Below are 17,074 nucleotides of genomic sequence, written 5' to 3'. Positions count from 1 at the left end.
TCAGGCGGCGAGGGTGAGAACCCCGGCGGCCGGGGGGCCGCGCCTGATCACCGTGTGCTGGAGTGCGGTGGTCCGCGGTTCGGCCGGCGCGGGCAGCGCCGTGCGCGGGGTGTGCGGGCCCGTCGTGGGCGCGGTGGGCAGTCCCGCGAGCAGCGCGCGCACCAGCGCGAGCGCCCCGCGCAGGGACCGTACGGACGCGCCCTCGGCCACTCCGTGCGCCGACAGCTGGATCAGCCGCCGCAGGGCCGCGTCACCGCGCCGCAGCAGCCAGCCGGCGGCGAGGCCCGCGAGGACATGGCCGAGCAGCATGGGCAGCGACGGCAGCAGCGACATCGTCGAGCCGCCGGCCGTGGCCAGGCTGTCGGCCGGATGGTGCATGGAGTCCATGCCGCTCATCGCGCCCGTGCCGGCGTCGCTCGGGTAGAGCCGGGCCTCGACCAGGATCTTCTGGGCCTGCGCGGGGCTGATCGCCGCCGCCGTGGCCCCGCAGACCAGCCGGGCCGCCCGGGCGACCAGTTCGGAGTCCGTGACGGCCGTGGCCGTGGACGCGGCGGCCGCCGTACCGTGCTGCCCGAGCCCGAACAGGGTGTGCAGCACGCCCTGTCCGACGGCGAGCAGTGCGGCGACGCACGGCAGGGAGCGCTCGCGCCCGGCGAGCGGCACCACCACCGCGAGCGCGCCGAGGAACCCCGCGCCGAGCGTCCACAGCGGAACGGCGGTGCAGGCGGCCATGGTGTGCCCGGCGGCGGCCAGGACGACACAGACGGCGGCGAACACCGCGGCCCGCAGCAGCCGGGGGCCGACTCCGGAACGCACGCCACGGGGGCGCTCGTCTCGGAGGCGCGCCGCGCGCGCGTGGGGGGCAGTCATGGCGGGCTCATCATCGCACTGGCCCGACCACCGCCCTACGGCAGGTCGGCAAGATTCCGTACACCTGCCCCGGACAGGGAGGATCATCCTATGATCCACTTCTGGGACGACTGGTACGACTGATACCCCCTGCGCCCCACATACACCGATTCCGGGCTTCCGCGCATCCCCCATATGGGCGGCATCACGCGGAATTCGCGCTTACACAGGTGCCTCAGCGGCAATACGTATCGGTATGTCGAGCCGCAGCCAGGAGGCTGGAGCATGAGCATCTGGTGGTCACTCCATCTGCGGCGTGAAGCCGCGAGTGTTCCGCTCGCCCGCCGTCTGCTCCTCGGCACCATGGAGACGGCGGGCGTCGATCCCGACGTCAGTTACGACCTTTCCGTCGCCCTCAGCGAGGCCTGTGCCAACGCCGTCGAGCACGGTGGGGACTTCGGGCACGGCGGCGGGTCCGAGGCGTACCGGGTCACCGCCTACCTCGACGGCGAGAAGTGCCGGATCGAGGTCGCCGACTCGGGCCCGGGCTTCCACGGCGAGCGCCCCAGCCGCTCCGTCGCTCCCGTCCACGCGGAGGAGGGCCGCGGGCTCCACCTCATCCAGGAACTCGCCGACCACGTCCACATCGCCAACAAGCCGGGGCGCGACGGGGCCGTGGTGAGCTTCGACAAGATCCTCAAGTGGCGCAAGGACGCCCCGCTGATGGCCGTGTGACGGCCCGGACGGCACATCGCGGCGGCGGGGCCGGGTGCCGGCCGTGTGACGGCCGCTCAGCGGGCAGGACCGCGCCGGGGTTTCAGCTTTCTCAGCACTCACAGGTTCCTCTCAGCCTCCCCCCAGGACCCTGACGGCCGGCGTTCCTAACTTCCTGGTCATGACGGGAAACCACAAAGACACCTCCATCACCCGGCGCCGCGCCCTCGTGGTGACCGGGGGCACGGTCGCGGCCGGCGGGCTCGCCGTCGTCGGCTACCAGGCGGCGTTCGCCGACACCACGACGGAGACCGGGGCGACCGCGACGGAGTCCGAGGCGACGGCGTCGGCCACCTCGACCGCCGGTGAGTGCATGACGCTGATGACGAGCGTCACGGAAGGGCCCTATTACCTCGACGGTGCCTTGGTGCGCAAGGACATCACCGAGGGCAAGAGCGGCGTCCCGCTGACCCTGCGCCTCACCGTCGTCGACGCCACCGACGGCTGCACCCCGGTCAAGGGCGCCGCCGTCGAGATCTGGCACTGCGACGCCTGGGGCTACTACTCCGGCTACACCACCGCCAACCCCGGCGGCTCGGCCCCGGCCGAGAGCGAGGACGGCTCCACCGCCGACGACAGCACCTACCTGCGCGGCTACCAGATCGCCAACGCCAACGGAGTCGTCAAGTTCGAGACGATCTTCCCCGGCTGGTACACGCCCCGCACCTGCCACATCCACGTCAAGGTGCACACCGGCGGCGAGAAGGAGGACGGCAGCTACGAGGGCGGCAAGGTCAACTACACCGGCCAGTTCTTCTTCGACGACACCGTCGCCCAGGAGATCTTCACCCTGGAGCCCTACTCCAAGCACTCCGGCAGCTACACCACCCTCGACAACGACATGGTCTACGACGGCGGCGGCGCCTCCAGCGGCCTGCTGACCCTCAAGCCGGTCAAGAAGGCCGACCCCTCCAAGGGCTACAAGGGCTTCCTCACCCTGGGCATCGACCCGGACGCCGAGAGCACCGGCGCGGGCAGCGGCGGTGGTGGCGGCGCGGGCGGCACTCCCCCGAGCGACGCTCCGACGGGCACGCCGCCGAGCGACGCGCCCACCGCGACGGCGTCCTCCTGAGGCACGGCCATGAGCAGCCGTGAGGAGGCACGGCCATGACGGGCCGTGAGGACGACGTGCTCGCGCGGGCCGCGGTGGCCGCGCTGACCGGTCAGCTCGCCCTGGCTCCCAAGCCGGGCCTGCCCGACCCCCGTGACCTGGCCGCCCGTGTCACCCGCCGGGACCACTGCGGGATGCGCTGGTCGGCGAAGGCGCTCACGCCCGGCCTCGCGGCGATGGCCGCCGCCGCCCGCCGCACCGGCGAGCCCTCGCCCCGGCTCCGCGCCGAGCTGGGCGCGATCGGGCGGTGCACCGAGCACTCGGTGGGCCTGGCCGGAGGCGGGCACCGGGGCGCGCTGTGGACGCTGGGCCTGCTGGTCGCGGCCGCCGCCCTCGACCCCCGCGCGCGGGGCGCCGAGGTCGCCGCGACCGCCAAGCGGATCGCCGCCCACCCGGACCGCGGCGCCCCGCGCCGCCCGTCACGGGGCTCGACGGTGTCCGCGAAGTACGGCGCGGCCGGCGCCCGCGGCGAGGCCCGCGCCGGGTTCCCGCACGTACGGCGGGCGCTGGACGCCCTCGCCAAGGCCCGCTCCGCCGGCGCGGGCGAGGCCGAGGCGCGGCTGGACGCCCTGCTCACCGTGATGTCCACGCTCCAGGACACCGAACTGCTGCACACCGCGGGCCCCCTGGGCCTGCGCCACGTCCAGTCGGGCGCCCGGGGCGTCCTGGACGCGGGCGGCGCCGCGACGCGGGCGGGCGCCGCCGCGCTGGACGCCCTCGACGCCGACCTGCACGCGCGCGCGTGGAGCCCGCGCGGCAGCGCGGGGCTGCTGGCGGGGGCGCTCTTCGTGGACTCCCTGCCGCCGGCGCCCGCCCGCGCCGCCTGAGCGGACGACTGGAGTCCCACCGGAGGGCGGCATGCCGAAGGGCCGGGCACCGGTGGGTGCCCGGCCCTTCGCCGTCACGTCAGGCCTTGAGCGAGGCCATCCACGCCTCGACCTCGTCGGACCGGCGCGGCAGCCCGTCCGAGAGGTTCCGGTTTCCGTCCGCCGTGACGAGCAGGTCGTCCTCGATCCGGACGCCGATGCCCCGGTACTCCTCGGGCACGGTCAGGTCGTCGGCCTGGAAGTACAGCCCGGGCTCGACGGTGAGCACCATGCCCGGCTCCAGCGTGCCGTCGACGTACGACTCCACGCGCGCGGCGGCGCAGTCGTGGACGTCCATGCCGAGCATGTGACCGGTGCCGTGCAGCGTCCAGCGGCGCTGGAGGCCCAGCTCCAGCACCCGCTCCACCGGACCCTCGACCAGGCCCCACTCGACGAGCCGCTCGGCCAGCACGCGCTGCGCGGCGTCGTGGAAGTCGCGGTACTTGCCGCCCGGCTGCACGGCCGCGATACCGGCCTCCTGGGCGTCGTACACCGCGTCGTAGATCTTCTTCTGGATCTCCGTGAACCGGCCGTCGACCGGCAGGGTGCGGGTGACGTCGGCGGTGTAGTACGTGTGCGTCTCGACGCCCGCGTCCAGCAGGAGCAGGTCGCCGGCGCGGACCGGGCCGTCGTTGCGCACCCAGTGCAGCGTGCAGGCGTGCGAGCCGGCGGCGGCGATGGTGCCGTAGCCGATGTCGTTGCCCTCGACCCGCGCGCGCAGGAAGAACGTTCCCTCGATGTAGCGCTCGGAGGTGGCCTGCGCCTTGTCGAGCACGCGGACGACGTCCTCGAAGCCGCGCACCGTGGAGTCGACGGCCTTCTGGAGCTCGCCGACCTCGAAGTCGTCCTTGACCAGACGGGCCTCGGAGAGGAAGCAGCGCAGCTCTTCGTCGCGCTCGGCGGTGACCTTGTCGGTCAGGGCGGCCTCGATGCCGGCGTCGTAGCCGCGCACGACCCGGACCGGGCCGGTGGCCTCGCGCAGGGTCTCGGCGAGCTTGCGCACGTCGGAGGCGGGCAGGCCGTACAGCTTCTCGGCCTCGGTGAGGGAGTGGCGGCGGCCGACCCACAGCTCGCCCTGGCCGGAGAGCCAGAACTCGCCGTTCTCACGGTCGGAGCGCGGCAGCAGGTAGATCGTCGCGTCGTGGCCCGCGTCCGTGGGCTCCAGCACGAGGACGCCGTCTGCGCTCTCATCGGGCCGGCCGCCGGTGAGGTAGGCGTACTCGACCGAGGCACGGAAGGCGTACTCGGTGTCGTTCGAGCGCGTCTTCAGGTTGCCCGCGGGGATCACCAGGCGCTCGCCCGGGAAGCGCGCGGAGAGCGCGGCCCGGCGGGCGGCGGTCTCGGCGGCCTGGGCGATCGGCTCCAGGTCCCGCAGTTCCGTGTCGGCCCAGCCGGACTTCATGTTCTCGGCCAGCTCGTCGGACACGCCCGGGTACAGGCCGTTCTTGCGCTGCTTGATCGGCTCTTCGGCCTCTTCCGGGGTCTCCGGGGTGAGCTCGTCGGCCACGGTCTTCCTCCTTGATACGGCACTGGACCCCCTCCATCGTACGGTCGCACGGAAGGGGGCCCAGGGCCGGAGGACCTCTTACCGCTTCCTCACTCGAAGCGGGCCGCCAGCAGCACCACGTCCTCCTCGCTGTCCTGGTCGGCGGGCCCGTCCGGCAGGACCGTGCGCAGCACATGCTCGGCGATCGCGCCGGGATCCTGCCGCAGCGCCCGCGGCACCCCCGCGGCGGCCGCGTGCAGCCGGGCGAAGGCGCGGTCCACGGGGTCGCCGGTGCGGTGCAGCAGCCCGTCGCTGTAGAGCAGAACCGTCTCGCCCGGTTCGGCCTCCAGCTCGACGCTCGGCGCCTCCCAGCAGGCCAGCATGCCGAGCGGCGCGGAGACGGACGTCTCGACGAACTCGGTGCGCCGCTCGCCGACCAGCAGCGGCGGGCAGTGCCCGGCACCGGCCAGGGTGATCTTGCGCAGGGCGGGCTCGCAGTAGGCGAACAGCGCGGTCGCGGAGCGGGCGGGCTCGGTCAGCCGCAGCAGCAGCTCCAGGTCGGACAGGACGGCGACCGGGTCCTCGCCCTCCATCACGGCGTACGCGCGCAGCGAGGCGCGCAGCCGGCCCATCGCGGCGACGGCGCTCGGCCCGGATCCGGTGACCGACCCGACGGCGAGGCCCAGGGCCGCGTCCGGCAGCGGCAGCGCGTCGTACCAGTCGCCGCCCCCGCGCGGGCCGGTACGGTGCAGGGCCGCGAGCTGGACGCCGGGCACCCTCGGCAGCCGGGACGGCAGCAGTTCCTCGGCCATCGTCGCCATGGCGGCGCGGGTCCGCTCGACCTCCAGCAGTCTCGCGAGGTGCTCGGCGGCGTGGCGGACGTACAGGCCCACCAGGTGGCGCTGGCGCTCGGCCGGCTCGGCGGGCTCGTCGTACAGCCAGACGGCCGCGCCCAGGCGGCCCTTCGTGCCGTCGGCGACGAGCGGCAGCGCGTAGCTCGCGGCGTAGCCGAGACGGGCGGCGACCTCGCGGTGGCGGGGGTCCAGGCCGTCCTCGGCCAGCAGGTCGGGCTCGGCGATCCCGTCCTCGCCGCCGGGCAGCCCGTCGAGGATCCGCCCGTAGGACAGGGCGCTGCGCGGCACCGTCTCGATGTGGCCCAGGTCGGCGCGGCCCAGGCCCAGGCCGATCGTGGTGTCGGGGCCGAGTCCGTCGGCCGGCTCCAGGACGACGAGACCGCGCCGGGCGCCCACGAGGGCGGCTCCGGCGTGCAGCAGCTCCTGGAGTGCGTCGGACAGTGCGTCCGTGCGGGTCAGGCGCTCGGTGAGTTCGTGGAGGGTCGTGAGGTCCGAGACCCAGCCGGCGAGCCGGTCCTGGAGGAGCGCTCCCGCGTCGGAGGAGGCCGCGGGGACCGGTGGTGTGCCCGAGGACGCGGGCGCGGGCGCGACAGTGTGTGCGGGCGAGGGAACCGTCGAATCGATTCCAGCCACTTTCGGAGGGTGAGGGGCGTTCATGGCACCCGGCTCTCGGACCGGAGCGTATTGCTCAAAAGCATCGCAAACCCCCATGTCAATCTGCGCCGCTAGCAGTGTCTCCACATGTACACGCACTCGTAAGGGGATGTCCAGCATTGTCCTGCTGGGATTGCTGGTGTCCACGGGGCCTTTGGGGGGAATGGGGCATGCCCCTTCCGGAGCCCTTGCGAAATAGCAAAGTTGGCTTAAAACTGACTCGGGTAACGGGTGTTTGCGGTCGACTGGCCTTGCTCCACAGAGCGTCACAGCGGTCGTGATGGGTACGTACTCGGTAAGGACCAGGGGTCGTCGGGAGCCACCCGGAACCTGGTGACCGACCCGGGCGTCTTAGCCACCGACGACCGTGCCCCATCCTCCCGTGGCGGAGGCGGAGAGAAATACACGCGACGGCAAAACGCCAGACTTCGCCACCCCGCGCCATGCCCATGATGTAGATGGACGCAAGTCGGACTCGGTGGCCGCGGAAGCAGCATTCTCCCGGCCCCTAGGGGATCCCCCTGTCGAGGACAGGGGTGTGATGCGCCAAAAGGTACGCACAGTGAAGTGATCGACACATGGTGTGATGTGGCCCACGGTGTTGCCAGCGGTGCAACGGAAAGGAACGAGCGCTCATGCGCGAGATCCTCGGAAAGCGACGCAGGCTCCTGTCCCAGCGCAGCGACGCGGGGCCTGAGTTGATCGACTCGGCCCTGACCTTCGCGACGGAATGGCAGTGGCCCGTCCTCCCGGGCGTGACGGCGGACCAGCGGAGCATGTCCCGCTGCGGCTGCCCCGACCCGGAGTGCACGGTGCCCGGCGCGCACCCCTTCGACCCCGGTCTTCTCGCCGCCACCACCGACGCGCGCATGGTGCGCTGGTGGTGGGGCAACCGGCCGAACGCGCCGATCGTCCTGGCCACCGGCGGCCAGGCCCCCTGCGCGGTCAGCCTCCCCGCCCTCGCGGCGTCCCGCGCGCTCGTGGCGCTGGACCGCAAGGGCATCCGCCTCGGCCCGGTCGTCGCCTCGCCCACCCGCTGGGCGATCCTCGTACGGCCGTATTCCATGGAGCAGCTGGGCGAGCTGCTGTACGCCCAGGACTTCGTCCCCGGTTCCCTGCGTTTCCACGGCGAGGGCGGCTATGTCACCCTGCCCCCGTCCGAGACCGGCCACGGCGACATCCGCTGGGAGCGCGCCCCGCTCCCCGGCTCCGCGTCCCCCTGGGTGCCCGATGTCGAGGCCGTGGTGGACGCCGTGGTCGACGCCCTCACTCGTACGGGTGTGAGCGCCCCCGAGTTGTAGGGGTGTCGGGCGCGCACCGGACGGCACGACCGGGTCCGCCCCTTATCTTCCGGCTATGAACCTTCGTCTCGTTGCCCTCGGCGGCGCGGTGGCCTGCGCGCTGGCCTTGCCTCTGGCCATGGCGTCCGCGGGTTCCGTGGGGTCTGCGGGTTCGGTGGGGTCTGAGGGTTCCGTGGCTTCCGCGGGGAACGAAGGGCGGGCCGCCGTGCGATCGGCCGTACGGTCCGCGGCGGGTTCGGCCGACTCCGCGGCCGGGGGATCTCGGCTGCGGGACGCCGGCGTCCTCGGGGGTGCGGGGCATCCCGATGTCGCCGGCGGCCGTACGGATCCGAAAGCGCCCCCCGCCGAACCCTCCGGCTCTCCGCTGCTGCTCGGCCTCGGGCTGGCCACCGCCACCCGCTGCGGCCCCGAACTCACCTCCCCCGACGGCGTCGAGGCCCAGACCTGTGTCCTCACGCAGGGTGCGGACACCTGGGCGCGCACCTACTACCGCAACGCCACCGGCCACGCCCTGAACGCCGTACTGAGCCTCATGGGGCCCGAAGGGCGCACGGTGCAGATGCGGTGCGCGGTGGGCGCCGAGGACGAGCCCTCCGCCTGCGAGACGCCCCGTGAGCGGACCCGGGGCGTACTGGACGCCTACGCGGCGGTCGTGGAGTTCGCCGGTGCGACGGGCGAGGGGCAGCTGCTGCTGCGTTCCGGGAGCAACTCCTGAGCAACTCCCGGGCAGACAGCGGGAGTTGGCATCCGGCGACGAACGGGCCAGGTCAGCCGGGCATGGAAAGACCCGGTTGCTGGCGACGGGGGATGCACCAGCAACCGGGCTATTGGAACGGTAACAAGAGATCGGCTCCAAGCAAATTCGATCTCTTGTTTTCATCGGGCTTTCGGACACCCGCCGGTCGGCGGATTCGGCGCCGACTCACCTTGCACAGCCGGGAGTTGTGAGCGGAGTCACGTCTCCCGAGAGGCTCCGAAGAGGCCGGGCGGCTGACCGACCGGTCAGCCGGACCCTGTCTCCCCGCTGTGCCTCAGCTGAGCGTCACCTGCCGGTTGGTGAGCCCGCCACGGGCCCGGCGCTCGTCGGCGGTGAGCGGCGCGTCCGAGGCCAGGGCGGCCGCGAGACGCTCGCCGAACTCGGCGGCGGGCTTCTCCACGTCCTCCGCCGACACCCCGCTGGGCAGGTCCCAGACCGGCACGGTCAGACCGTGCGCCCGGAACGAGCCCACCAGACGCGTGCCCTCGCCGAGGCTGGAACGGCCCGCCGCGTGCAGCCGCGCGAGCGCGTCCAGAAGCTGCTCCTCCGGGTGCGGCATGACCCAGCGCAGGTGGTTCTTGTCCGGGGTCTCGCACCAGTACGCGGCGTCCACACCGGTCAGCTTCACGGTCGGGATCGCCGCCGCGTTGGCCCGCTCCAGGGAGGCGGCCACGTCCGGAGCGGCGTTCTCCGGGTCCGGCACCCAGAACTCGAAGCCGGTGTGCACAACTGGCTCGAACGCGCCTTCGGCGTCCAGCAGGTCCTGCATCCGGGGGCCGTCGGCCGGCGCGCGGCGGGCCTGCACCGGGGTGCCCGGCGCCGCCTCGAGGGCCCGCTGGAGGGTGTCGGCCAGGTCGCGGCTGATGTCACCGGACGGCGTGTCGTTCTGGAGGCCGAGCAGCACCGAGCCGTCGTCGCGGCGCAGCGCGGGCCAGGCCATCGGCAGGACGGTGGCGAGCGTGACCGACGGGACGCCCTCCGGCAGGCCGCCCTTCAGCTTCAGCTCGACCGTGGCGGCCGGCACCAGCTCGCGCAGGGCCACCCAGTCGCACTCGCCCGGCACCCCCTCGAAGGGGCGCTGCACCAGCTCGGTCACGGCGTGCGCGGCGGCCCGGCCGTGGCAGGCCTTGTAGCGGCGGCCACTGCCGCACGGGCAGGGCTCCCGGGCGCCGACGACCGGGATCTCCCCGTCGCTGCGCTGGGGCCGGCCGGCCTTCGTCTGGGGTCGCTTCTTGGCCATCTGGGTGTCTCCCGGGTACGGCTCGTCTGGTACGGGCGGGAGCCTAGCCGTTCGCACGCGGAGCCACGGGAACCTGTGGACAACGTACGGGTCGTGGACGTCGGGAGCCGGTTCTTCGGCGGACCGGTCGACGTGTCGTGCGAGCCGTTCTGACGGGTCGTTTCCGACGGTTGTTCCTGACGGGTCGTTCCCACCGGTCGGGTCCGACGATCGTCCTCGACGGGCGTCCCCGGCGATCGTCGAGGACGGTCGTTCCCGAGGGGCTGTTGCGGGTCCTAGTCCAAGTCGTCGAACGCGTCCGCGAAGTCCAGGCCCGGGATCGACGACACCGCCGGGGCCGCGACCCGGGAGGCGAAGTCGTCGCGGCGGCAGCCGGCGTCCGGGTCGTGGACGTCGGCGTGGACCAGGACCCACACCGTGACCTCGCCGCGGGCGTCGTCGCGCACGCCCCAGTCGTCGGAGAGCGCGGTGATGATGTTCAGCCCGCGGCCGCCGTGCGCGGTGACGGAGGGGGTGGCCGGAGCCGGTCGGGTGGGTCCGCCGCCGTCGGTCACCTCGACGACCAGCCGGCCGCCGGGATCCACCCGCCACGCGGCCCGTACGTCACCGTCGCCGGCCAGGGCGTTGCCCAAGGGGCGGCCGTGTTTGCACGCGTTGCTCAGAAGCTCGGAAAGAATCAGTACGGCATCGTCGATGACCGCTTCCGGCACCCCACCCGTGCGCAGTTGATCGCGCATACGATGCCTTGCCCTGCCCACGCCCGCAGGGCCATGGGGTACGGCCATGCTCGAAGACGTGGGCACCTCCTGTGCCACCACCAACGCCACCCCCGAGACCTCCTTCGCCCCACGCCACGGTGTGGATGCCCCATTGGCCTGTACCGGAAACCGGCCAATCCAGGTCCGGTGACGCACTCGCAACGAGCGAATACGGACCGAACACGCCGGAGCACTCCCTGTGAGCGCTTGGCTGAATTTCGTCGGTGTGGCCGATTTGGAGGATGGGGGAGGGTTGGCGTGGGGTCAAGGGGGCGTGAGGTATGTGTGAGGCATGCGTGACCTATGGGGTGACTGGGGCTGAGCGGTGGAGCGGTGAGAGGGCTGGGGAGGGATGGAGACGGCTGGAGAGGAATCGCGCGAGGTGCCGGGCGGCGGACGAGGGGCTGTCGGATCGGTGTGAGGCGTGTCACCGGCCCAGTTGCCGCAGCACCGCGCGCGGGCGGTTGGTGATGATCGCGTCGATGCCCAGCTCGACACAGAGGTCGACGTCCTCGGGCTCGTTCACGGTCCACACGTGCACCTGGTGCCCGGCCCGCTTCAGGCGCTCGACGTATCCCGGGTGGTTGCGCACGATCCGGACCGACGGGCCCGCGATCCGCACCCCGGCCGGCAGCCGCCCGTCCCGCAGCCGCGGTGAGACGAACTGCACCAGATAGACCGTCGGCAGCGTCGGCGCGACGGCACGCACGCGGTGCAGCGAACGCGCGGAGAAGCTCATGATCCGCACCGGCGACTCGGCCGCCGAGGCCGGCGCGTCCAGCCCGAACCGCTTCAGCAGCACCAGCAGCCGCTCCTCCACCTGCCCGGCCCAGCGCGTCGGGTGCTTGGTCTCGATGGCCAGCTCCACCCGGCGCCCCGCGTCGGAGACCAGCTCCAGCAGCCGCTCCAGGGTCAGTACGGAGGTGTTCTCGCGGTCCTCGGGGCGGAACTCCCAGTCCGGCTCCTCGTCGCGTCCCCGCCAGGCCTCGCGGGCCTCCCGGTTCTTCCAGGAGCCGAAGTCGAGCGCGGCGAGATCGGCCAACTCCAGGGCGGAGACCGCCCCGCGGCCGTTGGACGTACGGTTGACGCGGCGGTCGTGCACACAGACGAGATGACCGTCCGCGGTCAGCCGGACGTCGCATTCGAGGGCGTCGGCGCCGTCCTCGATGGCCTTCCGGTACGCGGCCAGGGTGTGCTCGGGGGCCTCGTCCGAGGCTCCACGGTGGGCGACGACTTGGATGCGGTGCGGGCGTGCGTGGGTCACCGCGTCATGGTGCCACCCGCCGGCTGTCTGAGAAGCCCCTGAGATGTTTCGGTGAAGCGTACGTATTGCGTCGAATGACCCATGTAAAGAATGGCCAAGGACCCACAGGCACCGCTTATGGTGCTCTGACGGCCCGTGGGAAAAGCTGTGACGTACGAAAACATACGCACAGCTGCCAGCGCGCCGGGTCGACGACAAGCGTGAACGGCCGTGACCCAGTGCGACCGATGACAACAGCCGTGGATCGAGGAGAAGAGCTGTGAGCACCGAGAACGAGGGCACCAACGAGGGCACTCCGGTACCCCCGGCCCCGTCCGCACCCCCCGTGCCGGTGGAGACTCCCTCGGCCGCCCACCAGGCGCCCGCACCCGACGCGGGCGCCCCCACGACCCCGCTCCCGACGACACCGGCCGGCCCGGGTCTGGCTCCCGAGGGCGACTGGCCGCCGCCCGTCGTTCCCGCGGCACCCGCCGCGGGGGCCGACTGGCCGCCGCCGACGGCTCCGGCCGCCCCTCGGACCGCCCCGGCCGCCGGCGACGCCGGCTGGTCCACCCAGCCGCCCGCCACGCCCGCCTACGCCGAGGTCGGCGCCCCCGCCACACCCGCCTACGCCGAAGCCGGCGCCCCGGCCACACCCGCCTACGCCGAAGCCGGCGCCCCGGCCACGCCCGCCTTCGCGGACGCCGGTGTGCCGGGCACGCACGCGTACGGCGCGGGCGGCCCGGGTGACGGCGGCGCCGGGTCCGGTGCCGGACCCGTCTGGGGCGCCTCCTACCAGCAGCCCGCGCCCAAGTCCGGCCGTGGCCGCGGCGGGCTCGTCGCCGCGCTCCTCGTCGCCGCGCTGGTCGCCGGAGGCCTGGGCGGCGGCATCGGCTACACCCTCGCCAAGAACGACGACACCGGCTCCACCACCGTGTCCTCCTCCACCAGCGGCGGCACCGTCAAGCGCGACCCGGGCACCATCGCGGGCGTCGCCGCCAAGGCGCTGCCCAGCACGGTCACCATCGAGGCCGAGTCCAGCAACGGCGAGGGCGGCACCGGAACCGGCTTCGTCTTCGACACCCAGGGCCACATCGTCACCAACAACCACGTCGTGGCCGACGCCGTCGACGGCGGCAAGGTGACGGCGACCTTCCCGGACGGCAAGAAGTACGACGCCGAGGTCGTCGGCCACGCCCAGGGCTACGACGTGGCGGTCATCAAGCTCAAGAACGCCCCGTCGAACCTGAAGCCCCTGACCCTCGGCGACTCCGACGAGGTGGCCGTCGGCGACTCCACGATCGCGATCGGCGCCCCCTTCGGCCTCTCCAACACGGTCACCACCGGCATCATCAGCGCGAAGAACCGCCCGGTCGCCTCCTCCGACGGCTCCGGCAGCAGCTCCTCGTACATGAGCGCCCTCCAGACGGACGCCTCCATCAACCCGGGCAACTCCGGCGGCCCGCTCCTGGACGCCCAGGGCAACGTCATCGGCATCAACTCCGCGATCCAGTCCACGGGCAGCGGCGGTCTCGGCGGCGCCACCCAGTCCGGCTCGATCGGCCTCGGCTTCGCCATCCCGATCAACCAGGCCAAGTACGTCGCCCAGGAGCTGATCAAGACGGGCGAGGCGGTGTACGCCAAGATCGGCGCCTCCGTCTCCCTGGACGAGTCCACGGGCGGCGCGAAGATCACCGACCAGGGCGCGGGCGGCGCCGACGCCGTCGAGTCGGGCGGCCCGGCGGCCAAGGCCGGCCTCAAGCCCGGTGACGTCATCACCAAGCTCGACGACACGGTGATCGACAGCGGCCCCACCCTCATCGGCGAGATCTGGACCCACCAGCCCGGCGACAAGGTCACGATCACCTACGAGCGCGACGGCAAGACCCACACCGTCGACCTCACCCTCGGCTCCCGCACCGGCGACAGCTAACCCCACACGGGCCCGCGCCCACCCGTTACTCTTGTCCCCGCGCCGCATGTGATCAGCGGCGCGGGGTGGGTTGCCCGAGCGGCCTAAGGGAACGGTCTTGAAAACCGTCGTGGCGCGAGTCACCGTGGGTTCAAATCCCACACCCACCGCAGGTGAACGGCCCCTGACCAGGTAACTCGGTCAGGGGCCGCTGCTATGCGCGTTGTCCGTCACCGACCGCTGTTCCCCGCTAGTTCCCGATGGATCGGGCACGGGAAGGGCACGGTCAGTTGTGGCGGTTGCTGTTCTTCGCGGCGGTACCGCCGACTGTGATCAGCAAGGACGCCAGAGCAACGGCGTCGGTGTAAGTAGCCGCGACCGTACCCATCAGTGGCCACGCGATCACGACGAGAACAATCACGATGATCAGCCATGACCTTGTCTCGTGGTTTGACAGATCCCGCGAGGTAGGGGACACACTCATACCTGGGCCTCCATGAGGTTCGGAACCCGCCCCTGCCGTGCACGCCTAGGAACCTGTTCGGCGAGGGCGGGTTTTTGCTGTGTGGATGTGGCTCATAGTGGCCCAAAACCGGGAGTTCGCAAATTCCATCTCGGCTATTCAGACACCGATTTACCTGCAACTGTGGGGAGTTGTGGCGAGCGTCACTTTGTGTTGGCCGGGCCGTGACGCTGGGTTACGTGGGTCGCAGGCGGCGCTCAATCCGCCTGGCCAGGCTAGATGGGCCTCTCGATGCGGGAATACGGACATCTCTTGAGGTGCGATAACGCGGCTGCGTCTGTCCTGCGAGGCCGGCTGCATCTCGGTGACCGAGTCAAGTCACGGACCGTGCCGGTGCCCGATCCGCTGACGTTCGGAGATTGGTGCGCGGTACGTGAGTTTTCGTGATCTACGCGTCTGATCATCGACCGAGGCAGAGGATGGGCAGGTGCTCGAAACTGCCTTCAAGATCTCCAGCATCGTGCTTCAGGTTCTCGGTCTGCTCTCGGCAGCAGTTGGACTGTCGAACACGTTCAAGGACTCGTCAAACGCGGGCGATCGCTTCTTCACTCGGGTGATGGTGACTGAGCTTGGGGTGGCGCGACAGCTGTGGTCTGGCGTCAAGCGCCTCTCACGCCGCCTCTTTGGGCGCCCGCGACCGAGGGTGGTCACTGGTCGCCTTGGTACCGCCATGGAAGTTGGCTTCGCCGGAAGCGCTCGGGGCATCGTCCAGTTCGGGCCGCTGCCTGACCCTGCCCGGGACCCCGATGCCTTCAAGGCTGCGGTTGAAGACCGCTTGAACCGTGCGTTCAAGCTGGCTCAAGACGTGCAGCACCACTTGGGGCAGGAGACGAAGGCGCGCCAGCAGGAGGATCAGGAAATCGCTAACGATCTCCAAGCTCGCCTCACTACTCTCGATGAGGAAGCAAAACGGAAGACGATCCGTGGCTTGCACGAGCAGGTGCTTGGTCTCTTCTGCGTCGCCGCCGGGCTCGCAGCGCAGAGCATTCTTGATCTGGCGTACTGACCCCTCACGGGCACCCCTACCTCAACCCACCACTACCCCAGCTCCCATCCCGTCCGCCGTCGACCCACACACTGTGGAGCGGGCGTGGTTCATGGCGTCCAGGTGGAGCGCGCCACTGTACGAACGACCTGGACGCCATGGGCCGCGTCTGCTCGGCTCTGCCTGGGGCGATGGTGGACGGGATGGGAGCACCCCGCGCACGCCACTACGCACCCGCGGTCGCGAACGGCGCCACCTCCATCCCGGTGCCGGCCGATCCCCCGCCGGAGGCATCCGTCTTGACCGTGGGCCGTGCTTGCGGTGATCGACTCATGGCTTCCGGCCCTATCCACATGTGGGCGCGCGTCGGCGGCGGCAGCGCCGAGCGGGCCGAAGGCAGGAGCGCGGGCGCAGCCAGAGCCGGGAAGCGCGCCCGGCGGAGCGGAGCGCAGCCGGGGCTTGATGAGGTAGAGATTCCTGTAACAGCTCAGCTGCTCAGGCGGTACTCCAGGACGTACGAACCGGCGTCCAGGAGCATCTGGTTGACCTCCACGGGGCGCTCGTCCTCGGTGAAAGCGGTGCGGCAGATCTCCAGGACCGGAGTGCCGGCCGCGAGGGCCAGGGCCGTGCGCTCCTCCTCGCTGGGCATCCGCGCCCGAAGCTCCTCGGAGAAGAGCACGGGTTCCGCGCCCAGCTCGGCCAGGCGGGCGTAGCTGCCTCCCGGCCCCGTGTTCGGCTGGGCGATCGCTGTGTCTCGGACCAGATCCGCGGGGAGGTACGACGTTGCGATTTGCACCGGACGGTCCTCGACGACGAACTTCCGGCTCCGCACGATGACGGCTGCCCCGGGCTCGAGGTTCAGCAACCGCCCGATCTGGCGCGGGGCTTCGGCCTCATAGACCTGGACGTCGGTGACCAGGGGGCGCTGGGCCACGTCGGCAGACCAGATGGACTGACCGGCCTCGCGGCGGGACTTGGAGAGGCGGTCGTTCGCGACCCGTCGGATCGGCCTGAACTCCCGGACATAGGTCCCGGATCCGGGTCGCGCGACCGCCAGGCCCTCGCTCACGAGGATCTTCAAGGCCTGGTTGGCGGTCATCTTGGCGACGCCGTACGTCTTCACCAGTGAGGGTTCACCGGGCAACCGATCGCCCGGCACCAGCTCCCCGGACTCGATCCGCGCCCGGAGATCGTCGGCGATCTGCCGCGCAGTCTCGGGCATGTCTCTCTCCACTCGTCGATGCTCCCTAGGGTGGTCAGCCTACCCGGCACCCCCTTCCGGACGCACGAACGCGTACCCGATCACTTCCCGAACCCACGTCCCTCCGCAGGTTCCGTTGACATCCCTAGGGAGGTTTGGTTTCAATCTCCCTAGGGAGGTGAACACTCCCTGAAGAAGGGCGGCGCCCCTACCGCCAAGCAGATGCGCCGCCCCACCCCTCTTCCAAGGGAGCCTCCATCATGCCTGTCTCGCTGATCCACGCCGGTCGGCCGACCGGGGTCTTAGCGCCGAGGATCATTCGCCGTACGGCCCGTAGCTGCGCGGTGTGCGGCAAGACGCGCTGCCAGGACGCGAAGGCCTGCCGCACGGCCTTCGGCACGACCGAGTGGCTGGAATGCCCGGCCTGCGCGGGCAGCGGCTACGACACCACCGGATTCCAGCTCTACTGCCCCGACTGCGGCGGCGCGAAGGTCCTGGAGGTCGAGATCATCGACGCTCCGGGGGTGGTCGAGTGACGGTGTTCCCCGTCGCCCCTGAGG

At 71.6% G+C, this 17,074-nt stretch carries 16 protein-coding genes and 1 tRNA gene; 9 read left to right on the top strand and 8 right to left on the bottom strand.

What is annotated here, in order from left to right; all coding sequences use genetic code 11:
• Entirely contained in the window at positions 1-870 is an 870-nt protein-coding gene (locus IE275_RS21320) for a hypothetical protein (RefSeq protein ID WP_189712932.1), read from the bottom strand.
• Between the two features lie 264 nt (positions 871-1,134).
• Here IE275_RS21320 and IE275_RS21315 point away from each other — a divergent pair, with 264 nt between their 5' ends.
• The 3 genes from IE275_RS21315 (at position 1,135) to IE275_RS21305 (ending at position 3,561) form a co-directional block, all read left to right on the top strand.
• On the top strand, positions 1,135-1,584 hold the full coding sequence (locus tag IE275_RS21315; protein WP_189712931.1) for an ATP-binding protein: 450 nt from the start codon (positions 1,135-1,137) through the stop codon (positions 1,582-1,584).
• A gap of 160 nt (positions 1,585-1,744) precedes the next feature.
• Positions 1,745-2,695: an intradiol ring-cleavage dioxygenase gene (locus tag IE275_RS21310; RefSeq protein ID WP_189712930.1), complete on the top strand. Its 951-nt coding sequence runs from the start codon at positions 1,745-1,747 to the stop codon at positions 2,693-2,695.
• 35 nt (positions 2,696-2,730) lie between these two features.
• Positions 2,731-3,561 (top strand): triphosphoribosyl-dephospho-CoA synthase, encoded by an 831-nt coding sequence (locus tag IE275_RS21305; RefSeq protein WP_189712929.1) that lies wholly within the window; start codon positions 2,731-2,733, stop codon positions 3,559-3,561.
• Between the two features lie 79 nt (positions 3,562-3,640).
• On the opposite strand, the gene IE275_RS21300 is transcribed toward IE275_RS21305, so the two are convergent.
• Both IE275_RS21300 and IE275_RS21295 read right to left on the bottom strand, forming a co-directional pair.
• Positions 3,641-5,107 (bottom strand): aminopeptidase P family protein, encoded by a 1,467-nt coding sequence (locus IE275_RS21300; protein WP_189712928.1) that lies wholly within the window; start codon positions 5,105-5,107, stop codon positions 3,641-3,643.
• Between the two features lie 89 nt (positions 5,108-5,196).
• On the bottom strand, positions 5,197-6,714 hold the full coding sequence (locus IE275_RS21295; RefSeq protein ID WP_189712927.1) for a PP2C family protein-serine/threonine phosphatase: 1,518 nt from the start codon (positions 6,712-6,714) through the stop codon (positions 5,197-5,199).
• Positions 6,715-7,229: 515 nt separating this feature from the next.
• Here IE275_RS21295 and IE275_RS21290 point away from each other — a divergent pair.
• Positions 7,230-7,895, top strand: a complete 666-nt coding sequence (locus IE275_RS21290; protein ID WP_189712926.1) for a bifunctional DNA primase/polymerase — start codon at positions 7,230-7,232, stop codon at positions 7,893-7,895.
• A 55-nt stretch (positions 7,896-7,950) separates the two neighbouring features.
• Positions 7,951-8,610 (top strand): hypothetical protein, encoded by a 660-nt coding sequence (locus tag IE275_RS21285; protein ID WP_189712925.1) that lies wholly within the window; start codon positions 7,951-7,953, stop codon positions 8,608-8,610.
• A 316-nt stretch (positions 8,611-8,926) separates the two neighbouring features.
• Here IE275_RS21285 and IE275_RS21280 read toward each other — a convergent pair whose 3' ends face one another.
• From IE275_RS21280 to IE275_RS21270, 3 genes are all read right to left on the bottom strand, one after another.
• On the bottom strand, positions 8,927-9,892 hold the full coding sequence (locus tag IE275_RS21280) for a DUF5926 family protein (RefSeq protein ID WP_189712924.1): 966 nt from the start codon (positions 9,890-9,892) through the stop codon (positions 8,927-8,929).
• A gap of 275 nt (positions 9,893-10,167) precedes the next feature.
• Entirely contained in the window at positions 10,168-10,806 is a 639-nt protein-coding gene (locus tag IE275_RS21275; RefSeq protein ID WP_189712923.1) for an ATP-binding protein, read from the bottom strand.
• Positions 10,807-11,077: 271 nt separating this feature from the next.
• Complete coding sequence (locus IE275_RS21270; protein WP_189712922.1) at positions 11,078-11,914, bottom strand: glycerophosphodiester phosphodiesterase; 837 nt, start codon at positions 11,912-11,914, stop codon at positions 11,078-11,080.
• A gap of 259 nt (positions 11,915-12,173) precedes the next feature.
• Here IE275_RS21270 and IE275_RS21265 point away from each other — a divergent pair, with 259 nt between their 5' ends.
• Together IE275_RS21265 and IE275_RS21260 are read left to right on the top strand one after the other, a co-directional pair.
• Positions 12,174-13,826, top strand: a complete 1,653-nt coding sequence (locus tag IE275_RS21265) for a S1C family serine protease (protein ID WP_189712921.1) — start codon at positions 12,174-12,176, stop codon at positions 13,824-13,826.
• Between the two features lie 64 nt (positions 13,827-13,890).
• Positions 13,891-13,975, top strand: a tRNA-Ser gene (locus IE275_RS21260).
• Positions 13,976-14,091: 116 nt separating this feature from the next.
• Here IE275_RS21260 and IE275_RS21255 read toward each other — a convergent pair.
• Entirely contained in the window at positions 14,092-14,289 is a 198-nt protein-coding gene (locus tag IE275_RS21255; RefSeq protein ID WP_189712920.1) for a hypothetical protein, read from the bottom strand.
• 466 nt (positions 14,290-14,755) lie between these two features.
• Here IE275_RS21255 and IE275_RS21250 point away from each other — a divergent pair, with 466 nt between their 5' ends.
• Positions 14,756-15,334 carry a hypothetical protein gene (locus IE275_RS21250; protein ID WP_189712919.1) on the top strand — a complete coding sequence of 193 codons (579 nt, stop codon included), beginning with the start codon at positions 14,756-14,758 and terminating at the stop codon, positions 15,332-15,334.
• 466 nt (positions 15,335-15,800) lie between these two features.
• Here the strand turns inward: IE275_RS21250 and IE275_RS21245 are convergent, their stop codons facing one another.
• Entirely contained in the window at positions 15,801-16,535 is a 735-nt protein-coding gene (locus IE275_RS21245; protein ID WP_189712918.1) for a GntR family transcriptional regulator, read from the bottom strand.
• Positions 16,536-16,774: 239 nt separating this feature from the next.
• On the opposite strand from IE275_RS21245, the gene IE275_RS21240 reads away from it, so the two are divergent.
• Entirely contained in the window at positions 16,775-17,050 is a 276-nt protein-coding gene (locus IE275_RS21240) for a hypothetical protein (RefSeq protein ID WP_189712917.1), read from the top strand.
• Positions 17,051-17,074 lie beyond the last annotated feature (24 nt).

The organism is Streptomyces phaeofaciens (genome assembly GCF_014648915.1).
In the GTDB taxonomy this organism is placed as follows: Bacteria; Actinomycetota; Actinomycetes; order Streptomycetales; family Streptomycetaceae; genus Streptomyces; species Streptomyces phaeofaciens.
Note: the sequence above shows the minus strand (reverse complement) of the source record. Positions and strands in the feature narration are given on the sequence as shown.